Annotated in this window: 25 protein-coding genes; 15 read left to right on the top strand and 10 right to left on the bottom strand. The window is 62.7% G+C overall.

Annotated elements, in window-relative coordinates; genetic code table 11:
• The first annotated feature begins 26 nt into the window (after positions 1–26).
• Positions 27–560, top strand: coding sequence for a YggT family protein (locus tag GTP69_RS16915; protein WP_371867977.1), 534 nt, complete (start codon positions 27–29; stop codon positions 558–560).
• 59 nt (positions 561–619) lie between these two features.
• On the opposite strand, the gene GTP69_RS16910 is transcribed toward GTP69_RS16915, so the two are convergent.
• From GTP69_RS16910 to GTP69_RS16875, 8 genes are all read right to left on the bottom strand, one after another.
• Positions 620–1,558 (bottom strand): carbohydrate kinase family protein, encoded by a 939-nt coding sequence (locus GTP69_RS16910; protein ID WP_161055957.1) that lies wholly within the window; start codon positions 1,556–1,558, stop codon positions 620–622.
• A 9-nt stretch (positions 1,559–1,567) separates the two neighbouring features.
• Positions 1,568–3,097 carry a DUF3426 domain-containing protein gene (locus tag GTP69_RS16905; protein WP_161055956.1) on the bottom strand — a complete coding sequence of 510 codons (1,530 nt, stop codon included), beginning with the start codon at positions 3,095–3,097 and terminating at the stop codon, positions 1,568–1,570.
• Between the two features lie 11 nt (positions 3,098–3,108).
• Positions 3,109–4,050: a 50S ribosomal protein L11 methyltransferase gene (gene prmA / locus GTP69_RS16900; protein ID WP_161055955.1), complete on the bottom strand. Its 942-nt coding sequence runs from the start codon at positions 4,048–4,050 to the stop codon at positions 3,109–3,111.
• 2 nt (positions 4,051–4,052) lie between these two features.
• Positions 4,053–5,429 (bottom strand): acetyl-CoA carboxylase biotin carboxylase subunit, encoded by a 1,377-nt coding sequence (accC, locus tag GTP69_RS16895; protein WP_110845181.1) that lies wholly within the window; start codon positions 5,427–5,429, stop codon positions 4,053–4,055.
• Between the two features lie 105 nt (positions 5,430–5,534).
• Positions 5,535–5,996, bottom strand: a complete 462-nt coding sequence (gene accB / locus GTP69_RS16890; protein ID WP_161055954.1) for an acetyl-CoA carboxylase biotin carboxyl carrier protein — start codon at positions 5,994–5,996, stop codon at positions 5,535–5,537.
• An 89-nt stretch (positions 5,997–6,085) separates the two neighbouring features.
• Positions 6,086–6,523, bottom strand: a complete 438-nt coding sequence (aroQ, locus tag GTP69_RS16885; RefSeq protein WP_161055953.1) for a type II 3-dehydroquinate dehydratase — start codon at positions 6,521–6,523, stop codon at positions 6,086–6,088.
• Positions 6,524–6,607: 84 nt separating this feature from the next.
• Positions 6,608–7,150 (bottom strand): TlpA family protein disulfide reductase, encoded by a 543-nt coding sequence (locus GTP69_RS16880; RefSeq protein ID WP_161055952.1) that lies wholly within the window; start codon positions 7,148–7,150, stop codon positions 6,608–6,610.
• Complete coding sequence (locus GTP69_RS16875; protein ID WP_161055951.1) at positions 7,147–7,776, bottom strand: hypothetical protein; 630 nt, start codon at positions 7,774–7,776, stop codon at positions 7,147–7,149. Before GTP69_RS16875 ends, GTP69_RS16880 begins: the two co-directional genes overlap by 4 nt.
• 78 nt (positions 7,777–7,854) lie before the next feature.
• On the opposite strand from GTP69_RS16875, the gene mpl reads away from it, so the two are divergent.
• The 10 genes from mpl to GTP69_RS16825 all read left to right on the top strand — a co-directional run bounded on the left by mpl (position 7,855) and on the right by GTP69_RS16825 (position 19,140).
• Complete coding sequence (mpl, locus tag GTP69_RS16870; RefSeq protein ID WP_161055950.1) at positions 7,855–9,219, top strand: UDP-N-acetylmuramate:L-alanyl-gamma-D-glutamyl-meso-diaminopimelate ligase; 1,365 nt, start codon at positions 7,855–7,857, stop codon at positions 9,217–9,219.
• A complete protein-coding gene (locus GTP69_RS16865; RefSeq protein ID WP_161055949.1) occupies positions 9,219–9,797 on the top strand; it encodes a YqiA/YcfP family alpha/beta fold hydrolase in 579 nt (192 codons plus the stop codon). Before mpl ends, GTP69_RS16865 begins: the two co-directional genes overlap by 1 nt.
• Positions 9,794–10,396 (top strand): chorismate--pyruvate lyase family protein, encoded by a 603-nt coding sequence (locus tag GTP69_RS16860; protein ID WP_161055948.1) that lies wholly within the window; start codon positions 9,794–9,796, stop codon positions 10,394–10,396. Before GTP69_RS16865 ends, GTP69_RS16860 begins: the two co-directional genes overlap by 4 nt.
• Entirely contained in the window at positions 10,393–12,423 is a 2,031-nt protein-coding gene (locus tag GTP69_RS16855; protein WP_161055947.1) for a ribonuclease catalytic domain-containing protein, read from the top strand. The genes GTP69_RS16860 and GTP69_RS16855 overlap by 4 nt, the downstream gene beginning before the upstream one ends.
• Before the next feature lie 101 nt (positions 12,424–12,524).
• Positions 12,525–13,412, top strand: coding sequence for a TonB family protein (locus tag GTP69_RS16850; protein ID WP_161055946.1), 888 nt, complete (start codon positions 12,525–12,527; stop codon positions 13,410–13,412).
• A 4-nt stretch (positions 13,413–13,416) separates the two neighbouring features.
• Positions 13,417–14,235, top strand: a complete 819-nt coding sequence (gene aroE, locus GTP69_RS16845; RefSeq protein WP_161055945.1) for a shikimate dehydrogenase — start codon at positions 13,417–13,419, stop codon at positions 14,233–14,235.
• Entirely contained in the window at positions 14,232–14,936 is a 705-nt protein-coding gene (gene mtgA, locus GTP69_RS16840) for a monofunctional biosynthetic peptidoglycan transglycosylase (RefSeq protein ID WP_161055944.1), read from the top strand. Before aroE ends, mtgA begins: the two co-directional genes overlap by 4 nt.
• Positions 14,937–14,985: 49 nt before the next feature.
• The gene (gene corA / locus GTP69_RS16835) at positions 14,986–15,951 is read left to right on the top strand and encodes a magnesium/cobalt transporter CorA (protein WP_161055943.1); all 966 of its coding nucleotides are present in this window, start codon (positions 14,986–14,988) and stop codon (positions 15,949–15,951) included.
• A gap of 122 nt (positions 15,952–16,073) precedes the next feature.
• Entirely contained in the window at positions 16,074–17,804 is a 1,731-nt protein-coding gene (locus tag GTP69_RS16830) for an ABC transporter permease (protein ID WP_161055942.1), read from the top strand.
• 10 nt (positions 17,805–17,814) lie between these two features.
• Positions 17,815–19,140, top strand: a complete 1,326-nt coding sequence (locus GTP69_RS16825; RefSeq protein WP_161055941.1) for an ABC transporter ATP-binding protein — start codon at positions 17,815–17,817, stop codon at positions 19,138–19,140.
• 107 nt (positions 19,141–19,247) lie between these two features.
• On the opposite strand, the gene hemL is transcribed toward GTP69_RS16825, so the two are convergent.
• Together hemL and thiD are read right to left on the bottom strand one after the other, a co-directional pair.
• A complete protein-coding gene (gene hemL, locus GTP69_RS16820) occupies positions 19,248–20,534 on the bottom strand; it encodes a glutamate-1-semialdehyde 2,1-aminomutase (protein WP_161055940.1) in 1,287 nt (428 codons plus the stop codon).
• 17 nt (positions 20,535–20,551) lie between these two features.
• On the bottom strand, positions 20,552–21,484 hold the full coding sequence (gene thiD, locus GTP69_RS16815; protein ID WP_161055939.1) for a bifunctional hydroxymethylpyrimidine kinase/phosphomethylpyrimidine kinase: 933 nt from the start codon (positions 21,482–21,484) through the stop codon (positions 20,552–20,554).
• Between the two features lie 91 nt (positions 21,485–21,575).
• Here thiD and GTP69_RS16810 point away from each other — a divergent pair, with 91 nt between their 5' ends.
• Genes GTP69_RS16810 through GTP69_RS16795 form a run of 4 tightly spaced genes read left to right on the top strand, consistent with a single transcriptional unit; the run spans position 21,576 to position 23,081 of the window.
• Positions 21,576–21,728, top strand: a complete 153-nt coding sequence (locus GTP69_RS16810; RefSeq protein WP_110845658.1) for a rubredoxin — start codon at positions 21,576–21,578, stop codon at positions 21,726–21,728.
• A 55-nt stretch (positions 21,729–21,783) separates the two neighbouring features.
• Entirely contained in the window at positions 21,784–22,179 is a 396-nt protein-coding gene (locus GTP69_RS16805; RefSeq protein WP_110845163.1) for a response regulator, read from the top strand.
• A gap of 19 nt (positions 22,180–22,198) precedes the next feature.
• On the top strand, positions 22,199–22,564 hold the full coding sequence (locus tag GTP69_RS16800; RefSeq protein ID WP_110845162.1) for a response regulator: 366 nt from the start codon (positions 22,199–22,201) through the stop codon (positions 22,562–22,564).
• A gap of 1 nt (position 22,565) precedes the next feature.
• A complete protein-coding gene (locus tag GTP69_RS16795; RefSeq protein WP_161055938.1) occupies positions 22,566–23,081 on the top strand; it encodes a chemotaxis protein CheW in 516 nt (171 codons plus the stop codon).
• Positions 23,082–23,101 lie beyond the last annotated feature (20 nt).

Raw genomic sequence — 23,101 nt, 5'->3', positions numbered from 1 at the left:
AGCGGCTTTTTTATTGGAGGGGTTCCGTGCTGATTAGTATTCTCAAGTTGATTGTCGACGCCATCGCTGTGCTGCTGGGCGGCGCCTTGCTGCTGCGTTTCTGGATGCAGGCGATCCGCGTGCGGCCACCGTCGTCGGTGGCGCAGTTCACCTTCCAATTGTCGGACTGGCTGGTGCGGCCGTTGCGGCGCATCGTGCCGGGCGTGGGCGGATATGACTGGGCCAGTTTGATTGGCGCGTTTGTGATCGTGCTGGCGGCGACGTCAGTGATGTTCCTGGCCGGCTGGCCGGCGCAGTTGGTGCTGCTGGCGGCGGTGCAGCGCTTCCTGGAGTGGATACTGTACGGTTTCATGGCGCTGCTGGTGATCGAGGCGATCTTCAGCTGGGTCAATCCGCATGCGCCGCTGGCGCCGTTCGTGCGCGCGCTCAATGAACCGCTGCTGCGGCCTATCCGTCGCGTGGTGCCGCTGGTGGGGAATCTGGATCTGTCGCTGCTGGTGGCGATCATCCTGCTGCAAATTGCGCAGCTGCTGTTAGGCGTGGCCTTCAGCGGACATTAAAGAGAAAAGCCCTGTGTGCTGCGGCGCTCAAGATCGCCGCACGGCCACAGGGCTTTTTTTTAGAAGCGGTAGCCGAAGGCTGCTTCGAACTTGTCGGCGATTTCCGCCGCGGTGAAGTGGTGGTTCTGCGCGCCGCGGTGGGCGATCTTGATCGCGCCCAGCAAACTGGCCAGGCGGCCGGTGGTCTCCCAGCTCCAGCCATTGGTAATGCCGAACAGCAGACCGGCGCGATAGGCGTCGCCGCAACCGGTTGGATCCAGCGCTTCCGCCACCGGCACGGCCGGGATGTCGATGCGCTGGCCCTTGGTGTAAATCTCCGAACCCTGCTCACCACGCGTGATGATCAGCGCTTCCACGCGGCTGGCGATGTCCGCCTGCGTCAGGCCGGTACGCTCGGTCAGCAGCTCGATCTCGTAATCGTTGGTGGTGACGTAGGTGGCTTTGTCGATGAATTCAATCAGCTCTTCGCCGTTGAACATCGGCAGCTGCTGGCCCGGATCGAAGATGAACGGGATCTGCAGGTCGGCCAGGTCGACAGCGTGCTTCTTCATGCCCAGGTGACCGTCCGGCGAGATGATGGCGATGCGCGCCGGGCCGGCCTTGGCGATGTCATTCTCGTGCGCGTACGACATGGCGCCCGGGTGGAAGGCGTTGATCTGGTTGTTATCCTGGTCGGCGGTGACGAAGCACTGGGCGTTGTAGGCGTCTTCCTTGATCAGGATATTGTCGGTGGCCAGACCCAGTTTGCGAAAGCGCGCCATGTAGGCGGCGTTGTCCTGACCCATGACGCCGACGATGCGCGGCGATCCGCCCAGCAGTTGCAGGTTGTAGGCGATGTTGGGCGCGCAGCCGCCGAATTCCGTGCGCATGGTCGGCGCCAGGAACGACACGTTCACCTTGTGCAGCTGGTCCGGCAGCAGAATGCTGTCGAAGCGGTTCGGGAAGCTCAGGATGGTGTCGATGGCGATCGAGCCGCAAATCAGAGAGGTCTGGGTCATGATAGGTCTTTAAGGGTAGAAGACGGCGATGTGATAGCCGGATGCTTTCAGATCGTGAAGTTCAAAGTAGAGTTTAACGGCTTGTTCGGTGTGCGGGGCAAATCCCTTGTCCAGCGCGACGTCGGGATTCAGGTAGTCGCGCGGCGTGAACACGCGGCGCAGGATGCGTTTGTCGTTGGCGTCGTCCAGCGTCAGTTCGATCGACGGCCAGGCTTGCGCGGTGGCGCTCTGGTTGCGCAGCAGGGTGGCGAAGGAGAACGCGGTCTCGCTCAGCGTTTGCAGTTCGCCCTGTTCGATGGTGAGGTCGTCGATTTGCGTCGGCAGTTCGATCTTGCAGCCGAGCGCCGTGCAGGCGGCGGTCAGCGCCGGCTTTAGCGGCGGCATGGCGGCGGCCAGCGTGTTGCGGAAGGTGGTGATGGCCTGGCCAAACAGGGCAGCCACCAGCAGCAGGGAGCCGAGGCTCATGGCGATGGTGGTGGCTTTTCCATACTTCTGGCGTTGGCGGTCGCGTTTGACGAAGCCTGGTTCGTCCGGCTCGGCGTGGTCTTCGTGGGACGGCGATTCTTCGGCGCTGGCGGCGCGCAGGTAGGCGTGTGCGCTGGCGCTTTGCGCTTGCGACATGCCGACGCTGGACAGCTGGACCAGGGCTTCTTCGTCAACTTCTTCCAGTTCGTCGTCGCGCAGGGGGCGGACGGCGGGTGGTGTTGGCGGCGGCGCAGTTGGCGCATCGTCGTTGTCGGCGGCGGTGTGGGTGTCTTCGGCTTCGGCGGCAAAGACGGCATCGGCGGCTGCGGCGAAGGCGGCGCTGAGGGCTGGACCGGCGCCCGCTTGCAGCTCTTCCAGCGGCGGCTCGTCCCAGGTCGGTTCGCGGCGGCCGCCGGAAAGGGTGTCGTGATCGGCGGAGATGGGCAGGCCGTCGGCGTCGTGCTGGACGTCGCCCAGCGATTGCTCCATGACGGCCAGTTCGGCTTCCAGCGCGGCTTCCAGTTCGGCGTCGCTCAGGGTGTCGGCGCTGATGACATCGTCCAGCAGCGGTTGCGGCGCGAGTTCGGGATCGATGCTGGCTTCAAGGTCCGGCTCGGATTCCATGTCCAGATCGAGGTCGAACAGGGCGTCGCGGTCGGCCGAAAGCATGGCTGGCTCGGCGGGCAGCGGGAAGGGCGTTGGCGTGTCTTCATCCAGCGCGGGCTCAGGTTCCGGCTCCGGCTCGGCTTCAGGCTCTGGCTCAGCTTCGGCCAGCTCTGGCGTATCGTTTGGTTCTGCCGGCTCGACCGTATCGAGTTCCAGCAGCGGTTCAGCTTCCTCGGCGGCCAGCACTTCGGCGGCGCGCGTGTCGAGCGCGGCCATTTTCTGGTCGAAGGGAGTCGCTTCCGGAAGAGGTGAAACCGGGAGTGGCGTCGGCGGCTCCAGCAGGGCCGCGTTGCCATCAAAGACTTCATTACAGGAGCCACAGCGCACTATGCCCCCACGTAATTTCAGTTGGTCATGAGCGACCCGAAATACCGTGTTGCAGTGGGGGCATTTAGTGGCGAGCGCCATTGATGCTGCGCTTATTGTTCCGAACGTGCAGGCGGAACGGTATCGCTACCCAGGCGGCCATGCAGCGCCACCCAGCCTTCTTGCTCGGCCCACACGCCCAGCTTGATGAACGGCGCGTATGCCGCCGCCACTTCTTCCGCCTGGCGCGCCAGCACGCCCGACAGGATCAGCGAACCGCCGTCGGCCACGCGGCCGGACAGCATCGGCGCCATCAGTTTCAGCGGGCTGGACAGGATGTTGGCGACCACGATATCGAAACGCTGGGTCGCATGCTGCGACTCGGCGAAGCTATCCGGCAGGAAGAATTCGATCTCGCAATGGTTGCGGACGGCATTGTCTGCCGCCGACTCGATCGCTTGCGGATCGATGTCCACGCCCACCACTTCGCCGGCGCCAACCTTCTTGGCCACCATGGCCAGGATGCCGGAACCGCAGCCGTAGTCCAGCACGGTCTTGCCCGGCGCCGGATTGGCTTCCAGCCACTCCATGCACAGACGGGTGGTCGGATGGCTGCCGGTGCCGAACGCCAGGCCTGGATCGAGTTCCAGGATCAGCGCGTCCGGATTCGGCGCTTCGTGCCACGACGGCACCACCCAGATGTTCTTGCCGATCGGGATAGGCGCGAACTGCGATTGGGTCAGACGCACCCAGTCCTGCTCCTCCACCTTGCGGGTGGTGAACTTCGGCAGGGTGGTCAGGCCGATCTGGCCGGCAGCGGCCGCAACGATCACGGCCTGGTCGTCATCTTCGTCGGTCAGGGCGACTACGCGGCTGTGATCCCACGCCGCTTCGGTTGGCTCCATGCCCGGCTCGCCGAACAGCGGGCGTTCGGCGTCGGTGCCTTCGTCCGCGTCTTCCACGGAAACCGACAGGGCGCCCACGTCCATCAGCGCCTCGGAAAGGGCTTCAGCGTGGTCACGCGCGATTTCGATGACGATTTCAGTCCAGCTCATGTTTATTGCGCTTTCAAACTCAGTTTGTGCAGATCCGGCATGTCCGCCAGTTTCTGTTCAAGGTAATGGATGTTGGTGCCGCCTTCGATGAAGCGGGCGTCGACCATCAGCTCGCGGTGCAGCGGGATGTTGGTCGAGATGCCTTCGACAACCATCTCCGACAGCGCGATCTGCATGCGGCGGATGGCCTGCTCGCGGGTGGCGCCGTAGGTGATGACTTTGCCGATCATCGAATCGTAGTGCGGTGGCACATAATAACCTGCGTACGAGTGCGAGTCGACGCGCACGCCCGGACCGCCCGGCACGTGCCAGGAAGTGATGCGGCCTGGTGACGGCGTGAACTTGAACGGGTCTTCGGCATTGATGCGGCACTCGATGGCGTGGCCGGACAGCATCACGTCGCGCTGGCGGAAGCGCAGCTTCTCGCCGCAGGCGATGCGGATCTGTTCCTGCACGATGTCGATGCCGGTGATCATTTCGGTGACCGGGTGTTCGACCTGCACGCGGGTGTTCATCTCGATGAAGTAGAACTCGCCGTTTTCATACAGGAACTCGAAGGTGCCGGCGCCGCGGTAGCCGATCTTGCGGCAGGCTTCAGCGCAGCGCTCGCCGACTTTTTCGATCAGCTTGCGTGGAATGCCGGGTGCCGGCGCTTCCTCGATCACCTTCTGGTGGCGGCGCTGCATCGAGCAGTCGCGTTCGCCCAGCCAGACGGCGTTTTTGTGTTCGTCGGCGAGGATCTGGATTTCCACGTGGCGCGGATTTTCCAGGTACTTCTCCATGTAGACTTCCGGATTGCCGAAGGCGGTACCGGCTTCGGTCTTGGTCATCTGCACCGCGTTGATCAGCGCTGCTTCGGTATGCACCACGCGCATGCCGCGACCGCCACCACCACCGGCGGCTTTAATGATGACCGGGTAGCCGACCTTGCGGGCGATCTGCACGATGGCTTTCGGATCGTCCGGCAGTGCGCCTTCCGAGCCCGGCACGCAGGGCACGCCGGCCTTGATCATGGTCTGCTTGGCGGTGACCTTGTCACCCATGGTGCGGATCGATTCCGAACGCGGGCCGATGAAGACGAAGCCCGATTTTTCCACGCGCTCGGCGAAGTCGGCGTTTTCCGACAGGAAGCCGTAACCCGGGTGAATCGCTTCGGCGTCGGTGACTTCCGCGGCGCTGATGATGGCCGGCATGTTCAGATAGCTCAGCGACGATGGCGCCGGACCGATACATACCGATTCATCGGCCAACTTCACGTATTTGGCGTCTTTGTCCGCTTCCGAGTGGACCACGACCGTCTTGATGCCCAGTTCGCGGCAAGCGCGCTGGATACGGAGGGCAATTTCGCCGCGGTTGGCAATGAGGATTTTTTCAAACATGATAGGTTCGCTATGTCTGTGAGCGCCGATTGGCTGCGTCAGGTGAGGAGGGATTGCGGACCAAGCAGGCGCGCCCGTCGCCGATGGGGAGGGCGCAGGCCTGTCTTAGCCGATCACAAACAGCGGTTGGCCGTACTCGACCGGCTGGCCGTTTTCGACGAGGATCTGGGTGATGGTGCCGGACTTGTCGGCATCGATTTCGTTCAGCAGCTTCATCGCTTCGATGATGCACAGGGTCTCGCCTTCCTTGACCACCGAACCGACTTCCACAAACGCTGCCGCGCCTGGCGCCGACGAACGGTAGAAGGTGCCGACCATCGGCGATTTGACGATGTGGCCGGTTGGCTCGGCGGCGGCAGCTGGGGCTGCGGCGGCGGCCACTGGCGCGGCGGCAGGCGCAGCGCTGTATTGCGGGATGGCTTGCGGCTGCATCATGACCATCTGATTTTGCGGCAGCGCCGACGATTTGACGATGCGAACTTTGCTTTCGCCTTCGGTCACTTCGAGTTCGGCGATGTCCGATTCTGCGACCAAATCAATCAAGGTCTTCAGCTTGCGTAGATCCATGTAACCCCCAGAGGAATGTCTTTTAATATGAGTGAGCGGCGCCGTCTTGTGAACGTCACCGCGCTAAAAATGCGCGCAGATCGCGTAGGTTATCGCTTTTTAAGGACGAAGTCGATGGCAAACCGATATCCTTCGATACCCAGTCCGCAGATCGTCCCTACGGCGATCGCGCTCAGGAACGAATGGTGGCGAAACGACTCGCGCTGGTAAATATTCGAAATATGCACTTCCACAAACGGAATGGCCACCCCTGCCAGGGCGTCGCGCAAGGCCACGCTGGTGTGGGTCAGGCCACCCGGATTGATGACGATGGCGTCCACGCCTTCGGTTCTGGCGGCATGGATGCGGTCGATCAGTGCGCCTTCGTGGTTGCTTTGAAAACAAGACAAGCTCGCGCCCGCTGCCTGGGCCTGGGCCTGGGCGGCGTGTTCGATGTCGGCCAATGTGCTAGCGCCGTAGACCTCGGGCTCCCGCGTCCCCAGCAAATTCAGGTTGGGGCCGTTGAGCAGTAGGAGGTTTTTTGCCATGATTCCTGAGCCTTCTCCGCGAAAGATCCGCATTTTGACGCCAACTACGGACATTTGGCAAGAGAAAAAAACTTGTGAAACTACTTATAGAGTTGCTAAATCTTTGCGCAGCTCGTCAAATTTGAGTTTGCCCAGGTAAGTCTTCTTGACCTGGCCGTCGGCGCCGATCAGAACCGTGTAGGGCAGGCCGCCACCGCTGTTGCCAAATTGGCGCGACAGCTCGGTGCCGCTCATGCCGGCCACCAGCACAGGATAGGTGATTTTATATTTGTCGCTAAATTCCGCGATATTTGACGGCGAATCAATGCCGATGCCGATAACTTGCAGCTTCTTGCCTTCTTCTCCGGCGGCCAGCGCCGACAGCTCCGGCATCTCCTGCACGCACGGACCGCACCACGGCGCCCAGAAATTGACCAGCATGGCCTTGCCTTTATATTGCGCCAGCGGGGTGGCGACACCCTTGGCATCCGGCAGCGTTTGCTGATACAGGGCGGCCACAGGGCTGGTGACGCCGGCCGGCGCCGTGGCCGTCACCGGGGATTGTTCTTTGTGCATGCCGAGATAGCCGCCGACGGCAGCGAACACGACGGCGACTGCTATATAGGCGGGCAGGTTTTTTTTGCTCATGGTGATGGTGGGTGAGTACTGTTAACTAATAGGGCGCGCACGGCGGCAATGTCGGCGCGGGCCAGTTTGCCGTCGCTGCGGGTTTTGACGGCGCCGCGCAAATCGTCCATCTCATATAACGCAGCGTGCACGCCTTCCTTGTGCCACATGAAGCTGACGGTTTCGACCATGCCGTAACGCGGCCCCTTGAAGTGCGGCGTTTCCGAGATGTCGATTTGCAAATTCCGGTTCAGCAGGAAGATCTCCACTTCCTTGGCGCTGTCGGCAAACAGCTGCAAATGGATATCGTCGTGCGGACCGGCCGTGCCATTTAATACCGAGCCGCTCAGATACGGATGAAATTTTTGCAAGCCTTCCATGATGTCGACTGCCAGCGTGCGCAGCCGGAACAAACGGGCCGGCTGGGTATCGGCGTGGAATAGCGACTGGTACAGCCGCACCTCGGCCTCGATCTGCGCATTGTCCGGCAGCAGGTTCAGCGGCGGTTGCGTGTCACCCAGGATCTGCCGCGCAGCCTTGCGCTTGGCCGTGTTGTAGTCGGCGCCATCCTCGGCGATCAGACGCGCGGCAGCCGCCGCGATCTCGGCACGCAGAAGCTGGAGTTCTTCGTTCACATTGGCAGTCATGGACGAGATAATACTCTGAACCGGGAAAAGCGCGTCGGCTCAGGTAAAATCCCGTATTCACACGTCGTCTTAATTACTATGCACATTCATATCCTTGGTATTTGCGGCACCTTCATGGGCGGCCTGGCGGTCCTGGCGAAAGAAGCGGGCCACCGCGTCACCGGCTGCGACGCCAACGTCTACCCACCGATGAGCACCCAGCTGGAAGCCCAGGGCATCGAACTGATCACCGGCTACGGCCCGGAACAGATCGCGCTGAAGCCGGACCTGTACGTGATCGGCAACGTCGTCACGCGCGGCAATCCGCTGATCGAGGAAATCATGAATCGCGGCCTGCCGTATGTCTCCGGCCCGCAGTGGATCGGCGACCATATATTAAGAGACAAATGGGTGCTGGCCGTGGCCGGCACGCACGGCAAGACCACCACCACCGCCATGCTGACCTGGATCCTGGAAGACGCCGGCTACGCGCCCGGCTTCCTGATCGGCGGCGTGCCGAAGAACTTCGGCGTCTCGGCGCGCATGCAGGGTGACAAGGATTCGATCTTCTTCGTCATCGAAGCGGACGAATACGACACCGCCTTCTTCGACAAGCGCAGCAAGTTCGTGCACTATCACGCCAAGACCGCCATCCTGAACAACCTGGAATACGATCACGCCGATATCTTCCCCGATCTGCATGCGATCGAAACCCAATTCCACCATCTGGTGCGCACCGTGCCCGGCATCGGCCGGGTCATCTTCAATGCCGACGAAGAACCGCTACAGCGCGTGCTCAAGCGCGGTTGCTGGAGCGAGCAGGAAAGCTTCGGCCGCAGCAACGGCGCCGATTGGGCGCTGAACGAATACGATGACGGCACGTTCGAGGTTATTTTCAAAGGCGAAGTGCAGTGCCGGGTCGAGTGGTCGCTGACCGGCAAGCATAACCGCGCCAACGCGCTGGCCGCCATCGCCGCCGCCCGCCATGTCGGCGTGCCGATTGCGCAAGCCGCCAAATCGCTGGCCACCTTCGAAAACGTCAAGCGCCGCATGGAAGTGCGCGGCGTGGTCAACAACATCACCGTCTACGACGACTTTGCCCACCATCCGACCGCCATCGCCACCACCGTCGGCGGCCTGCGCCAGAAGATCGGCAAGGCCACCCGCATCCTGGCCGTGCTGGAGCCGCGCTCGAACACCATGAAGCTGGGCACGATGAAAGACGCGCTGCCGGGCAGCCTGACCGACGCCGACCTGGTATTCGGCTTCGGCAGCGAGCAAGCGCTGGGCTGGAACCTGGGCCAGGCGCTGACGCCGATCGGCCAGACCGCCAGCGCCTACGAAGACATCGACGCGCTGGTGGCCGCCGTGGCCAAGGCCGCGCAGCCGGGCGACCAGATTATTGTGATGAGCAATGGCGGCTTCGGCGGCGTGCACGAAAAAATCCTGAAAGCACTGGCGTAATGATTCTGTACCTGCATGGCTTTCGCTCCTCGCCGCAGTCCATGAAGGCGCGCGTGGTGGGCGAGCGCATGGCGGCGCTGGGGCTGGCCGACCAGGTCGTGTCGCCGCAACTGCCGGCCTCGCCCAAGCTGGCGATGGAACTGGCGCTGTCTTTAATAGAGGGCGTGCCGGCCGACCAATTAAGTATCATCGGCTCGTCGCTGGGCGGCTATTACGCCACCTGGCTGGCCGAGCGCATCGGCTGCCGCGCGGTGCTGCTGAACCCGGCCATCGTGCCGCGTGTGAACCTGGACCAGCACGTCGGCGTGACCACGCAATTCCATTCCGACGAGCCGTTTGAATTCAAGCGCGAATACATCGAAGAACTGCACGCGCTGGAAGTGCCGAAGATCAGCAAGCCGGAACGCTATTTCCTGATCGCCGCCACCGGCGACGAAGTGCTGGACTACCGCGACATGGTGGCCCACTATCAAGGCGCGCGCCAGCATGTGATTGACGGCAGCGACCACGCCATCTCCGAGTTTCCGCAGTATGTGGATGAGATATTGGCCTTCTGCGGCGTTGAGGCGCGGGCTTGAGCGCGCCGCCGAGAAGCGCCTCGCTGCGGCAGGCGCAGTGGCAGCCGCACGTGCTGGCCTTGAACGCCCCGTCCGCCTACGTGCCGTGGCTGACCGAGGGCGGCTCACTGACCGCGCGCCTGAAAGCACACAGTCACAATTTCCGCGTACAGTGCTTGCATCAGCGCGTGGAGCGCTGCCTGAGCGACGAGGCGGTGGCGATCGGCATGCACCGGCCCGGCCGCGTCTGGGAAAGGGAAGTGCTGCTGAGATGTGATAATACGCCTGCGGTGTTCGGCCACACGGTGGTGCCGATGTCGGCCACTGCCAGCGATTGGCCGCTGTTTAGCACGCTGGGCGAGCGGTCGCTGGGCACCACGCTGTTTGGCGATCCGCTGGTCGAGCGCAGCGTATTGGAATTTGCAAGATTGCGAGAAGGGCATCCTTTGGCGCAGCGCGCGCGGACGGCATTGATTGCCAACGGCGTCGCGGCCCCGGATGCACACATATTATATGCACGGCGCTGTCTGTATCGGCGCCGGCAAGGTACGCTGCTGGTAACGGAAGTTTTCCTGCCGTCGGTGCTGGAACTGATTAAAACGAACGACAATAAACGATGAATGTATTTTTTGAAGAATCCGGCGATTTCAAAGTCGGCAGCGTAATGACCCAGGCCGGCGAGGCATACCAAGTCGAAATGGCCAGTGGCAAGCGCACCAAGGTCAAGGCCAAGGACGTGCTGCTGCAATTTGAAAAGCCGTCGCCCGCCGACCTGATGGAGCAAGCCAAGGCCATCGCCGCCGATATCGACCTGGAGTTCCTGTGGGAAGTGGCCGGCGAGGAAGAATTCGGCTTTGCCGAGCTGGGCGCCGAATACTTCGGCCACGCGCCGCAGCCGGCCGAGGCAGCTGGCCTGATCCTGAGCCTGCATTCGTCGCCGGTGTATTTCTACAAAAAAGGCCGCGGCCGCTACAAGGCTGCGCCGGAACAATCGCTGCGCGCCGCGCTGGCCGGCATCGAGAAGAAGAAACAGCACGCGCTGGTGCAGGCCGCTTATGTCGAAGAACTGAAAGCCAACACGCTGCCGGAAGCGATGCAGAACATCGTGCTGCAACTGCTGTTCAAGCCGGACAAAAATTCGATCGAATACAAGGCGCTCGACGCCGCCTGCACCGAACTGCACACCAATCCGCAACGGCTGATGCTGGCGGTCGGCGGCGTGGCCTCGGCCAAGGCGCTGCACATGGCCAAGTTCCTGTTCGAGAACTTCCCGAAAGGCGCCGGTTTCCCGGACGTGCCGGTGCCGGTCGCGCCGGGCAATCTGCCGGTGGCCGACGTGCAGGCATTTTCCATCGATGACGTCACCACCACCGAGATTGACGACGCCTTCTCGGTGACCAAACTGGCCGATGGCAACGTCAAGATCGGCATCCACATTGCTGCGCCGGGCCTGGGCATCAAGCCGGACGATGCGGTGGACAAGCTGGCCCGTGGCCGCATGTCGACCGTCTACATGCCGGGCGATAAAATCACGATGCTGCCGGACAGCATCGTTGAAGCATTCACGCTGGCCGAGGGCAAGACCTGCCCGGCGCTGTCGTTGTACGCCACGCTGAATCCGGCCGACTGGTCGGTGCTGGCCACCGAAACCCGCGCCGAGCTGGTGCCGATTGCCAACAACCTGCGTCACAACGACTTGGACGACCTGGTCAACGAAGAAACCCTGGCCAGCGGCGAGGGCGACTATCCGCACAAGGAATCGCTGGGCCTGATCTGGCAATGGGCGCAAGTGCTGGAAGCGGCGCGCATGGTCAAGCGCGAAGGATTCGGCCTCAAGCCGGAACAGAACAACCGCGTCGACTACAACTTCTACGTGGAAGACGACGTGGTCAGCGTCACCCGCCGCAAGCGCGGCGCGCCGCTGGACAAGATCGTCGCCGAACTGATGATCTTCGCCAACAGCACCTGGGGCAAGCTGATGCACGACAACGGCGTGCCGGGTATCTATCGCAGCCAGGGCCGTGGCGTCGGCGGCTGGAACGCCAAGATGCAAGTGCGCATGTTGACCCACGCCGCGCCGCACGAAGGCCTGGGTGTGGACCAGTATGCGTGGAGCACCTCGCCGCTGCGCCGCTATACCGACCTGGTCAACCAGTGGCAGATCCTGGCCTGCGCCGAGAAGGGCGTAATGGCGCCGCTGGTTGCGCACTTCAAGCACAAGGATGCGGAGCTGTTCGCGATCGTGTCGCAGTTTGATGCGGCATATGGCGCGTATGCCGATCACCAGGCCAATATGGAACGCTACTGGTGCCTGCGCTGGCTGGGCCAGGAAAATGCGCGCCAGGTGGAGGCGGTGGTGCTGAAGGACGAAGTGCTGCGCCTGAGCGATATTCCACTGGTGATTCGTCTGCCGGGCATGCCGTCGGTGGCGCGTGGCGCGCAGGTCAAGCTGGACATCCTGCGTTGGGACGAGGTCGACCTGACCATCGAAGCGCGTCTGCTGGAAATCCCGACCGATGTGGCGGCCAGCGATGTCGACTTCGAGGACGACGAGGTGGAAGATGCGCCGGAAGAGGCAGTGGATGCGCCGGAGGTGGCGGTAGAAGCCGCTGCCGAGGCGCCGGCCGAGCAGCCAGCGGCAGAGTAGTCGCACTCGCGCAAGCGGGTGCCCATGCAGAGTATGGATTCCCGCCGGCGCGGGAATGACCCGTGTAGAATTTGGACAATCTTCCATCATCCGGCCACCGAGTGAAGTCTTTTAAAGAAAATCGCTTGCTGTACCTCGCCATCGGCTTTTCGCTGGTGGCGCATGCTGCCTTGCTGGCGGTGCGCTTCGTGGCACCGTCGCCGGCGCCGGCATTGGCCGCCGATCCCGGGCTGGAAGTCATCCTCGTCAACGCCAAGCACAACAAGGCGCCGCTGAAGGCCGACGCCGTCGCCCAGGCCGACCTGGAAGGCGGCGGCACGGCCAACCTGGGCCGCTCCAAGTCGCCCATGCCGGACATGCGCAAGACCGAAATGGGCGACAGCGTCAAAGCCAACAAGCGCCGCATCGCCGAGCTGGAAGAACGCCAGAAGCAGCTGATGACCCAGGTGCGCTCGCCATCGCCAGTCACCGCGCCGCCGGTCACCGAACAACTCAAGCCGGACCCGACGCCCACCGGCGCCGACCTGCTGGAATCGAGCAAGGCCATCGCCCGCCGCGTGGCGGAAATCAGCGAGACCATCGAGGACCAGAACAAACGGCCGAACCGCACGCAGATTACGCCAAGTACGCGTGGTGTCGGTTACGCGATTTATTACAAGACCATGCAGAAGCGCATCGAGGACATCGGCACGCTGAACTTCCCGAACGTCAACGGACGCAAACTGTATGGCCAGCTGACGCTGTCGATCCCGGTGTTCCAGGACGGCACCATCTACGAGAAAGAGGGCGGCATCAAGGTCGAGCGCAGCTCCGGCAATGCGGCGCTGGACGAGGCGGCGATGCACATCGTGCGCCGCTCGGCGCCGTTCGGCAAATTCCCGCCGAATATGCTGTCCAGAGACAAGGATGATTTGTGGGTGATCATCACCACCTTCAAATTCACCCGTGAAGAGAAATTACAAGCCGACCTGAGCGGCGGAGGAAGATAAGAATATGGACCGCTACTGCGTATTCGGCAACCCGATCGCCCACAGCAAATCGCCGGAAATCCATGCCGCCTATGCGGCCCAGACCGGCCACGACATCCAGTACGAACGCCGTCTGGCGCCGGTGGACGGCTTTGCCGACGCCGTGCGCGCCTTCATCGCCGAAGGCGGCAAGGGTGCCAACGTGACGGTGCCGTTCAAGCTGGAAGCGGTCAAGCTGGCGCAGGCGCTGACCATCCGCGCGCGCGCGGCCGGCGCGGTCAACACGCTGGTGTTCAGCGACGAAGGCATCATCGGCGACAACACCGACGGCGCTGGCTTGGTGGCGGACATCGTCAACAACGCCGGCGTGAGCATCACCGGCAAGCGCGTGCTGCTGCTGGGCGCGGGCGGCGCGGTGCGCGGCGTGGTGCTGCCGATCCTGGAACATCGCCCCGCTCAATTGGTGATCGCCAACCGCACCGTGGCCAAGGCCGAGGAACTGGTCGAACAGTTTGCCGCGCTGGGCGGCGAGGGCGTGGTTTCGGCGTGCGGCTTTGCCGACATCGAAGGCGAGTACGACATCATCATCAACGGCACGGCAGCCAGCCTGAGCGCGGAAGTGCCGCCGGTAGCGCCGTCGGTCTTTGCGCCGGGATGTTTGGCGTTGGACATGATGTACGGAGCCTCGCCCACTGTATTCTTGCAGTTTGCTGCTCAGCACGGCGCACAGTTGCGCGACGGCCTGGGCATGCTGGTCGAGCAGGCCGCCGAAGCCTTCCACCTGTGGCGCGGCGTGCAGCCGGCCACGGCCGACGTATTGCAGACGCTGCGTGACCAGCTATGAGCAAATCGTCCGGTAAATGGCGCTGGGTGAAGTGGGTCTTCATCGTCCCGATTCTGTTGTTCGTGGCGGTGCAGCTGTACTTCCTGCTGCAGATCTGGTGGTGGGTCGGCCACAATCCGGGCATGACCAGCTTTATGCGCGAGCAGCAGTCGGCGCTGCGCGAGAAGAATCCCAACGCCAATATCACGCAGCAGTGGGTGCCGTACAACCGCATCTCCAACAACCTGAAGCGCGCCATCATCGCCTCCGAGGACGCCAATTTCTCCGACCACGACGGCGTCGACTGGGAGGCGCTGCAAAAAGCCTACGAGAAGAACAACAAGAAGCACAAGGTGGTGTCGGGCGGCTCGACCATTACCCAGCAGCTGGCCAAGAATTTGTTCCTGTCCGGTTCGCGCAGCTACGTGCGTAAAGGGCAGGAGCTGATCATCACCTTCATGCTGGAAACGCTGATGGACAAGGAGCGCATTTTCGAGATCTACCTCAACGTGGTGGAATTCGGCACCGGCACCTTTGGCGCCGAGGCGGCGGCACGGCACTACTACGGCGTCAGCGCGGCCAACCTGAGCGCGCCGCAGGCGGCCAAACTGGCGGTATTGCTGCCCAATCCGCGCTATTTCGACAAACATCGCGACTCCAATTACCTGGCGCGCCGCACCGGCGTGATTTTGCGCCGCATGGGCTCAGCGGACCTACCTTAAACCAGGCTTTGCGGGTACACTTGCGCTGTTTCCAAAGGTGCGTTTATCCATGATTAATGTTTTCGTTCTCCAGAATGGCCGGCTCAACCAGGTGCCCATCGACAGTCGCGAAGACCTGGAACAGGTCGAACCGGTCTGGGTCGACCTGACCGACCCGACGGATGACGAACGCGCCTGGGTCCGCACCATCTATGGCGTGATCTTGCCGGGTGAGGACGAGGTCAAGGACATCGAAGCGTCGGCCCGCTATTACGAAGCGGAAAACGGCGACCTGCACCTGCGCACCGACTTCCTGCTGGAAGAAGAGGACGGCCCGTCGCGCATCGTGACGGTGGCGTTTATCCTGGCGCGCAAGATCCTGTTCTCGGTGCATACCGACGATTTGCCGGTGTTCCGCCTGGTGCGCATGCGCGCCCGTTCGCGTCCCGGTTCGATCGCTGACTACATGGACGTGCTGCTGGACCTGTACGCCACCGACGCCGAATACTCGGCCGATGCGCTGGAAGGCATCTACCAGCAGCTGGAAGAGGTCAGCGGCCGCGTGCTGCAGGAAACCTTCACCGACCAGGACGCGGCCGCCGCGCTGAACGCCATCGCCCACGAGGAAGACTTGAACGGCCGCATCCGCCGCAACATGATGGATACGCGCCGCGCGGTCAGCTTCCTGATGCGCGGCCGGCTGCTGAATTCCGAACAGTTTGAAGAAGCCCGCCAGATTTTGCGCGACATCGAATCGCTGGACGGCCACACCTCCTTCCTGTTCGACAAGATCAACTTCCTGATGGACGCCACGGTCGGTTTCATCAACATTAACCAGAACAAGATCATCAAGATCTTCTCGGTGGCCAGCGTCGCCTTCCTGCCGCCGACCCTGATCGCCTCGATCTACGGCATGAACTTCAAGTGGCTGCCGGAACTGGAATGGCAACTAGGCTATCCATTCGCCATCGTGCTGATGATCACCAGCGCCATTGCGCCGTTCCTGTACTTCCGCCATCGTGGCTGGCTCAAGTAAGTTAACTTTCAAGATCGTAATATAGTTGCCGGATTAATCTATTAGAATGGCGGCCAGCGCACGCGCTCCCTCCTTCCCTTTGCTCCTCGCGGCCGCTCTGGCCGCCCAGAGAAAGTAATAATATGAACAAGAAACGGCAATTTTTCCCCCGCCAGGTGGTGGAAGCCGGCGGTAACCGCTGGGACTGGGCGCTGCTGCCGATCGTATTGGCGCTCTTCGTGCTGATGGCCTATGGCAGCCAGCAGATGGCGCGGCCGTATGAACTCGGCCAGGCCTTGCCGATGTCGCTCGACCCGATCAATCTGCCGTACTACGTGCTGCGCACTACGCTGCGCATGTTCATCGCGCTGGGCGCGTCGGTGATTTTCAGCTGCGTGTTTGCCGCGTTGACCACCAAGTACCGCACCGCTGAAAAAATCATGGTGCCGATGCTGGACATCCTGCAATCGATTCCGATCCTCGGCTTCCTGTCGATTACCGTCACGGCTTTCATTGCGCTATTCCCCGGCAACCTGCTGGGCGTGGAATGCGCCGCCGTGTTTGCGATCTTTACGTCGCAGGCGTGGAATATGGCTTTCTCGGCGTACCAGGGTTTCCGTACCGTGCCGGCCGAATTGTCGGAAGCGGCGCAGGTGTTTCAGCTGTCGGGCTGGCAGCGCTTCTGGCGCCTGGAACTGCCGTATGCCATGCCTGGTTTGCTGTGGAATATGATGATGTCGATGTCCGGCGGCTGGTTCTTCGTGGTGGCGTCGGAAGCGATTGTGGTCTCCAACCAGACGATCAAACTGCCGGGCATGGGTTCCTATATCGCGCTGGCGATCGAGCAGAGTAATTTGGGCGCGATCGGCTGGGCCATCTTCGCCATGCTGATCGCGGTGCTGGCGTACGACCAGCTGTTCTTCCGCCCACTGCTGGCGTGGGCCGACAAATTCCGCTTCGAGGAAACCGGCGGCGATACCGCGCAGTCTTCGTGGCTGCTCACCTGGCTGCGCCGCACCGAACGCACGCAGCAACTGGTGGAATGGTTTGGCCACCAGCTGTCGCGCTCCATCGCCGTGTTCCGCCTGTCGCACGACGGCACCTCGATCCGCGCGCGCAAGGACAAGCCATCGCTGGTGCCGCAGCGCGTATGGGATGCGGTGATTGCGGCCGTGGTGTTTTACGCGCTATGGAGCTTGGTGCACTTTATCCGCACCGAAGTCGGTTGGGGTGAAGTAGGCCATGTGCTGATGCTGGGCGTGTACACCATGATCCGCGTGGTGGTGCTGCTGGCGCTGGCGGCCATCGTCTGGGTGCCGGTCGGGATCTGGATCGGCATGAATCCGCGTTGGGCATCGCGCACGCAGGCGGTGGCGCAGTTCCTGGCCGCTTTCCCGGCCAATCTGGTGTTCCCGGTGGCGGTGATCATCATCGTGCGCTATCACCTGAATCCGGACATCTGGCTGTCGCCGCTGATGATCCTCGGCACCCAGTGGTATCTGCTGTTTAACGTGATTGCCGGCGCTTCGACGATACCGACCGAATTGCGTCACGCCGCCAAGAACTTCGGTTTGACCGGCTGGCTGAAATGGCGCCGCTACCTGCTGCCGGCCATCTTCCCCAGTTTTGTGACGGGGGCGATTACCGCGTCGGGCGGCTCATGGAATGCCGCCATCGTCTCGGAGCTGGTGAGCTGGGGGCCAACCACCTTGAAGGCGCACGGCATCGGCAGCTACATCGCCGAGATGACCGCCACCGGCGACTTCCCGCGCATCGCGCTGGGCATCGGCATCATGTGTATTTTCGTGATGGGCTTTAACCACTTCGTGTGGCGCCGTTTGTACACCCTGGCCGAAAGCCGGCTGCATTTCTAGGAACAGAATCATGAGCACTCCTATCGTTGAACTGAAAGCCGTCGGCAAGCACTTCCGCGGCGCCGACGGCTCCGCGCGCTCGGTGCTGGAAGGCGTTGAATTTACGCTGCGCGAGGGCGAGATCGTTGCGCTGCTGGGGCAATCCGGCTCCGGCAAATCGACCATGTTGCGGATTATGGCGGGCCTGATCCAGGCCGATGAAGGCCAGGTGCTGTATCGCGGCATGCCCTTGTACGGCACGGCGCGCGGCATCCGTATGGTGTTCCAGTCGTTTGCGCTGTTCCCATGGCTGACGGTGCAGAAGAATGTGGAGCTAGGGCTGGAAGCGCAGGGCATGCCGCCGGAAGAGCGGGCGCGCCGCGCCGAGAAGGTGATCGACCTGATTGGCCTGTCCGGCTTTGAAGGCGCGCTGCCGCGCGAACTGTCGGGCGGCATGCGCCAGCGGGTCGGCATCGCCCGCGCGCTGGTGATGGAACCGGAAGTGCTGCTGATGGACGAGGCTTTTTCGGCGCTGGACGTGCTGACCGGCGAACGCCTGCGCGAAGAGATTCTGGAGTTGTGGCAGTCGGGCCAGATTCCGACCAAGGCGATTCTGGTGGTGTCGCACAATATCGAGGAAGCGGTGATGATGGCCGACCGGGTACTGATCTTCGCCAGCGATCCGGGACGCATACGCGCCGAACTGCCGATCTCCCTGCCGCAGCCGCGCAAGGCGGAAAGCGCCGAGGTGCGCCATCTGATCGACAAGGTGTATGAGCTGATGACGGCCAGTGCCGGCCGTCGTGGCGGTGGTGGCAGTGGCTTGATCAGCGAGCGGGAAGTCAAGCTGCAGCTGGGCGACCGTCTGCCGCAGGCCGGCATCGCGCACATGGAAGGGATTCTGGAATCGCTGGCGGAAGAACCGTTCCACGGCCGCGCCGATTTGCCGAAGATCGCCGAAGAGACGGAGCTGACGGACGCGGAATTGCTGGAGGTGCTGAATGCGCTGATCCTGCTGGGCTTCGCCTATCTGACCAACGGCGACATCCTGATGACGGAGTTGGGCGAGCGCTATGTCAAGGCCAACAACACGGAGCGCCAGGAGATATTCGGCAAGCAGCTGCTGGAGCATGTGCCGCTGATCGCGTATATCTGTCACGGCCTGCAACAGGACAAATCGGGCGACCTGCCGGAAGACCTGTTCTTGAAACTGCTGCGCTTCACGCTGAGCGAAGAAGAAGCCGAGCGCGCGCTGCGGGTAGCGATCGAGTGGGGCCGTTACGGCGACCTGTTCGAGTACAACTTCAACACCGGCGTGATTCAGCGACCGGAAGAAGACGATCCCGCTGCCGACTGAGTCTTCCAATACAATACGGGGTCAGTTCTGCCAAATGCACACGAGCCCTGCCCTAGCGGATGCTACGGCAGGGCTCGTGTGCATTTGGCAGAACTGACCCCGGGTTATTACAGCGTGGCGAACACGCGGCGGGCGGCGGCGATGGTTTCGTCGATCACGTCGTCGCTGTGCTGGGCCGAGACGAAGCCCGCTTCAAACGCCGCCGGCGCGAAGTAGACGCCTTCGTCCAGCATCTTGTGGAAGAAGACGTTGAAGCGCTCGCGGTTACCGGCCATCATTTCGGCGTAGTTGTTCGGCGGCGTTTCGCTGAAGTACAGGCCGAACATGCCGCCCACCGCATCGGCGCAGAACGGAATGCCGGCTTCTTTCGCCGCCGCCGTCAGGCCATCGGCCAGGCGCTTGGCGGTGGCGCCCAATTTGTCGTAGAAGCCCGGCTGCTGGATCAGCTTCAGCGTGGTCATGCCCGCCGCCACCGCTACCGGATTGCCCGACAGCGTGCCAGCCTGGTAGACCGCGCCAACCGGCGACATATTGCTCATCAATTTCGCGCTGCCGCCAAACGCCGCCACCGGCAAGCCGCCGCCGATCACTTTGCCCAGCGCCGTCAGATCCGGCTGGATGCCGTACAGTTCCTGCGCGCCGCCCAGCGCCACGCGGAAGCCGCACATCACTTCATCGAAGATCAGCAGTGCGCCATGCTTGGTGCACAGCGCGCGCAGCGCTTGCAGGAAGGCTTCCGATGCCTTGATCAGGTTCATATTGCCAGCCACCGGCTCGACGATCACGCAGGCGATTTCGTCGCCGAAGTTGGCGAACGCCTCTTCGATCTGCGCCACGTTGTTATAGTCCAGCACCAGCGTGTGCTTGACGAAGTCCTCCGGCACGCCGGCCGACGTTGGATTGCCGAAGGTGAGCAGACCGCTGCCCGCTTTCACCAGCAGCGAGTCGGCGTGGCCGTGGTAGCAGCCTTCGAACTTGACGATCTTGTCGCGGCCCGTGGCGCCGCGCGCCAGGCGCAGCGCGCTCATGGTCGCTTCGGTACCCGACGACACCAGGCGCACTTGCTCCAGCGACGGCACCAGGCGCACCAGTTCCTCGGCCATTTCGACTTCGCCTTCGGTCGGCGCGCCGAACGACAGGCCGCGCGTGGCCGCTTCCTGCACCGCCTTCACCACCTCCGGATGCGCGTGGCCGACGATCGCCGGGCCCCACGAGCCGATATAGTCGATATAACGCTTGCCATCCGCGTCCCAGAAGTACGGGCCTTCGGCGCGGGTGATGAAGCGCGGCGTGCCGCCCACCGAACGGAAGGCGCGCACCGGCGAGTTGACGCCGCCTGGCGTGGTTTTCTGGGCGCGCTCGAACAGCTGGTCGTTCTTGGAAATCGTGGTCATGATGGCATCTTTCTCTACTACTGCATGTCCGCTGCGGACTGTAAATGGAAAAAACGGTTCGGCACGAACTTGCCCATGCCGTAGCGCTGCGCATGCGCCAGCGCGCCGACAGTGTACTCCTGCGCCGCCGCCACTGCTTCCGGCACGTCCGCGCCGCGCGCCATAAAGGCCGTCAGCGCCGCCGACAGCGTGCCGCCGGCGCCGATGAATGGCCCGGTCAGATGCTGCCAGGCGTCGTGGCTGATGACGCCATCGGCGCCGAACAGGGTGTTGGCCAGGGTGCTTGGGCCGCCGTTTTCGCCGGGCGCACCGGACGGGGTGCCGGTCACCAGCACGAATTCGCAGCCCAGGGCCAGCAGGTGCTCGACGTCCGATTCCAGCGTGTCTTCAACCATGACGGCATCGGCATCTGCATCTGCATCGGCATCCGCGCTGGATTCGGCGGCTTCGCCAGATTCGCCGGGTTCACCGGCATCGGCGGACTCGCGCCAGGTTTCGGCCAGCCGGCCCAGTTCCACCTGCGACAGCATCAGCAGCGTAGCCTGCGGCACCAGCAACTGGCGGATCGCGGTCAGCAGCTCTTCGGCGTCGTCGTCGGGCAGCGACGGCAGGCGGGAACTGAAGGGATCGAGGATCAGCGGCGCGTCCGGATAGTCGGACAGGATCTCGGCGATCGCCGCCACCTGTTCCAGGTTGGTGATGGCGCCGACCTTGAAGGCGGCCATGGTCATGTCCTCCAGTAGCACGCGGGCCTGATCGGCCACCCAATCGGGGTCGATGTCCTGCAGGTCTTCGACGCGGGCGCTGTCGCCGATCAGCAACGCGGTGGTCACCGCCAGTCCAGTGCAGGAGAGGGCGGAGAAAGCTGCCAGGTCGGCCTGGACACCCATGGCGCCGGCCGGATCGGCGGCGCCAAAGCTGAGAATAAGGGGAGAAGTTTGGTTTTGCACGGCGGGTAGATTAAGATACCTAATTCAGCATTTTACTTGAGGGTGGCAAAAAGTGAGTAGCAACGAAACAACGCAGGAATTCCAGACCTGGATGTGTCTCATCTGCGGCTGGATCTACGATGAAGCAGCCGGCCTGCCGGACGAAGGCATCGCCCCCGGCACCCGTTGGGCCGACGTGCCAATGAACTGGAGCTGCCCGGAATGCGGCGCCCGTAAGGACGATTTCGAGATGGTCGCCATCTGAATCCCGGGCAGCGTCGCCCTATGCTATGGTGTAGCCTCATCTTAGCGAATCTATTATGACTTCTACGCCCCTGAAAATCATGGTGATCGACGACAGCAGCACGATTCGTCGCTCCGCCGAGATCTTCCTGAGCCAGGCCGGCTACCAGGTGGTGCTTGCCGAAGACGGCTTCGACGCGCTGGCCAAGATCAACGACCATCACCCGGCGCTGGTGTTCTGCGACATCCTGATGCCACGGCTGGACGGCTACCAGACCTGCGCGCTGATTAAAAAAAGTGCAAAATTCCACGCCACGCCGGTGCTGATGCTGTCCTCCAAGGACGGCCTATTCGACCGCGCGCGCGGCGCCATGGTCGGCGCGGTGGCCTATTTGACCAAACCTTTTACCAAGGACAGCCTGCTGACCGCCGTGCGCGAGCACACCGGCGGCGCTGTCGCTACACCAGAATAAGAAAGCCGCAGGGGGAAATATGGCCATACAACGTATTTTGATCGTCGACGATTCGCCCACGGAGCGTTACTACCTGAGCGATATCCTCTCCAAAAAGGGATACACCGTGACGGTGGCCGAAAGCGGCGAGGAAGCACTGGTCAAGATCAAGGCCGACAAGCCGGAACTGATCCTGATGGACGTGGTGATGCCGGGCGCGAACGGCTTCCAGGTCACGCGCTCGATCGCCCGCGATCCGGAGCTGAAGGATGTGCCGATCATCATCTGCTCCAGCAAGAGCCAGGAGACGGACCGCATCTGGGCATTGCGCCAGGGCGCGCGCGATTACCTGGTCAAGCCGGTCGATCCGGCCGAGCTGCTGGACAAGATTGCGGCGCTGAGCTGACATGGACAGCCAGGCCCCGACCGAACGCCGTAGCCGTTTGCGCCAGTACCAGGTGCAGCTGCTGGAACGCATGCAGGCCGCCAAGAGCGGCGCGGCGGTCGGCGGGCGTGAGCTGGGCGTGCTGCTGGGCGGGCGTCCGTGCCTGCTGGACCTGACGCAGATCAGCGAGATCGTGCCGCTGCAAGCCGCCACACCGGTGCCGCTGACGCAGGAGTGGTATCTGGGCCTGACCAATATTCGCGGCCACCTGACCGGCGTGATCGACCTGGCGCGCTATCAGGGCCTGGCCGCCGGCGACAGCGCACCGTCCGAGCGCCGCCTGATTACCTTCGCGCCGGGCCTGGGCTTCAATTGCGCCTTGCAGGTGGAGCGCGTGCTGGGCCTGCGCAAGCTGGCCGAGATGACGCAGCAGAACGACAGCCAGCAATTCCTCGACAGCGACGGCCAGCAGTGGACCCGCATCGACCTGGCGCTGCTGGTGCAGGAACCGCGTTTTTCGCATGTAGGACTGATCTAGCAGGCAAACCCTAATCCGGA

The sequence above is a fragment of the Duganella levis genome, assembly GCF_009857605.1.
In the GTDB taxonomy this organism is placed as follows: Bacteria; Pseudomonadota; Gammaproteobacteria; order Burkholderiales; family Burkholderiaceae_D; genus Rugamonas; species Rugamonas levis.
The sequence above is the reverse complement of the archived record's forward strand: the minus strand, read 5'-3'. Positions and strand labels throughout refer to the sequence as shown.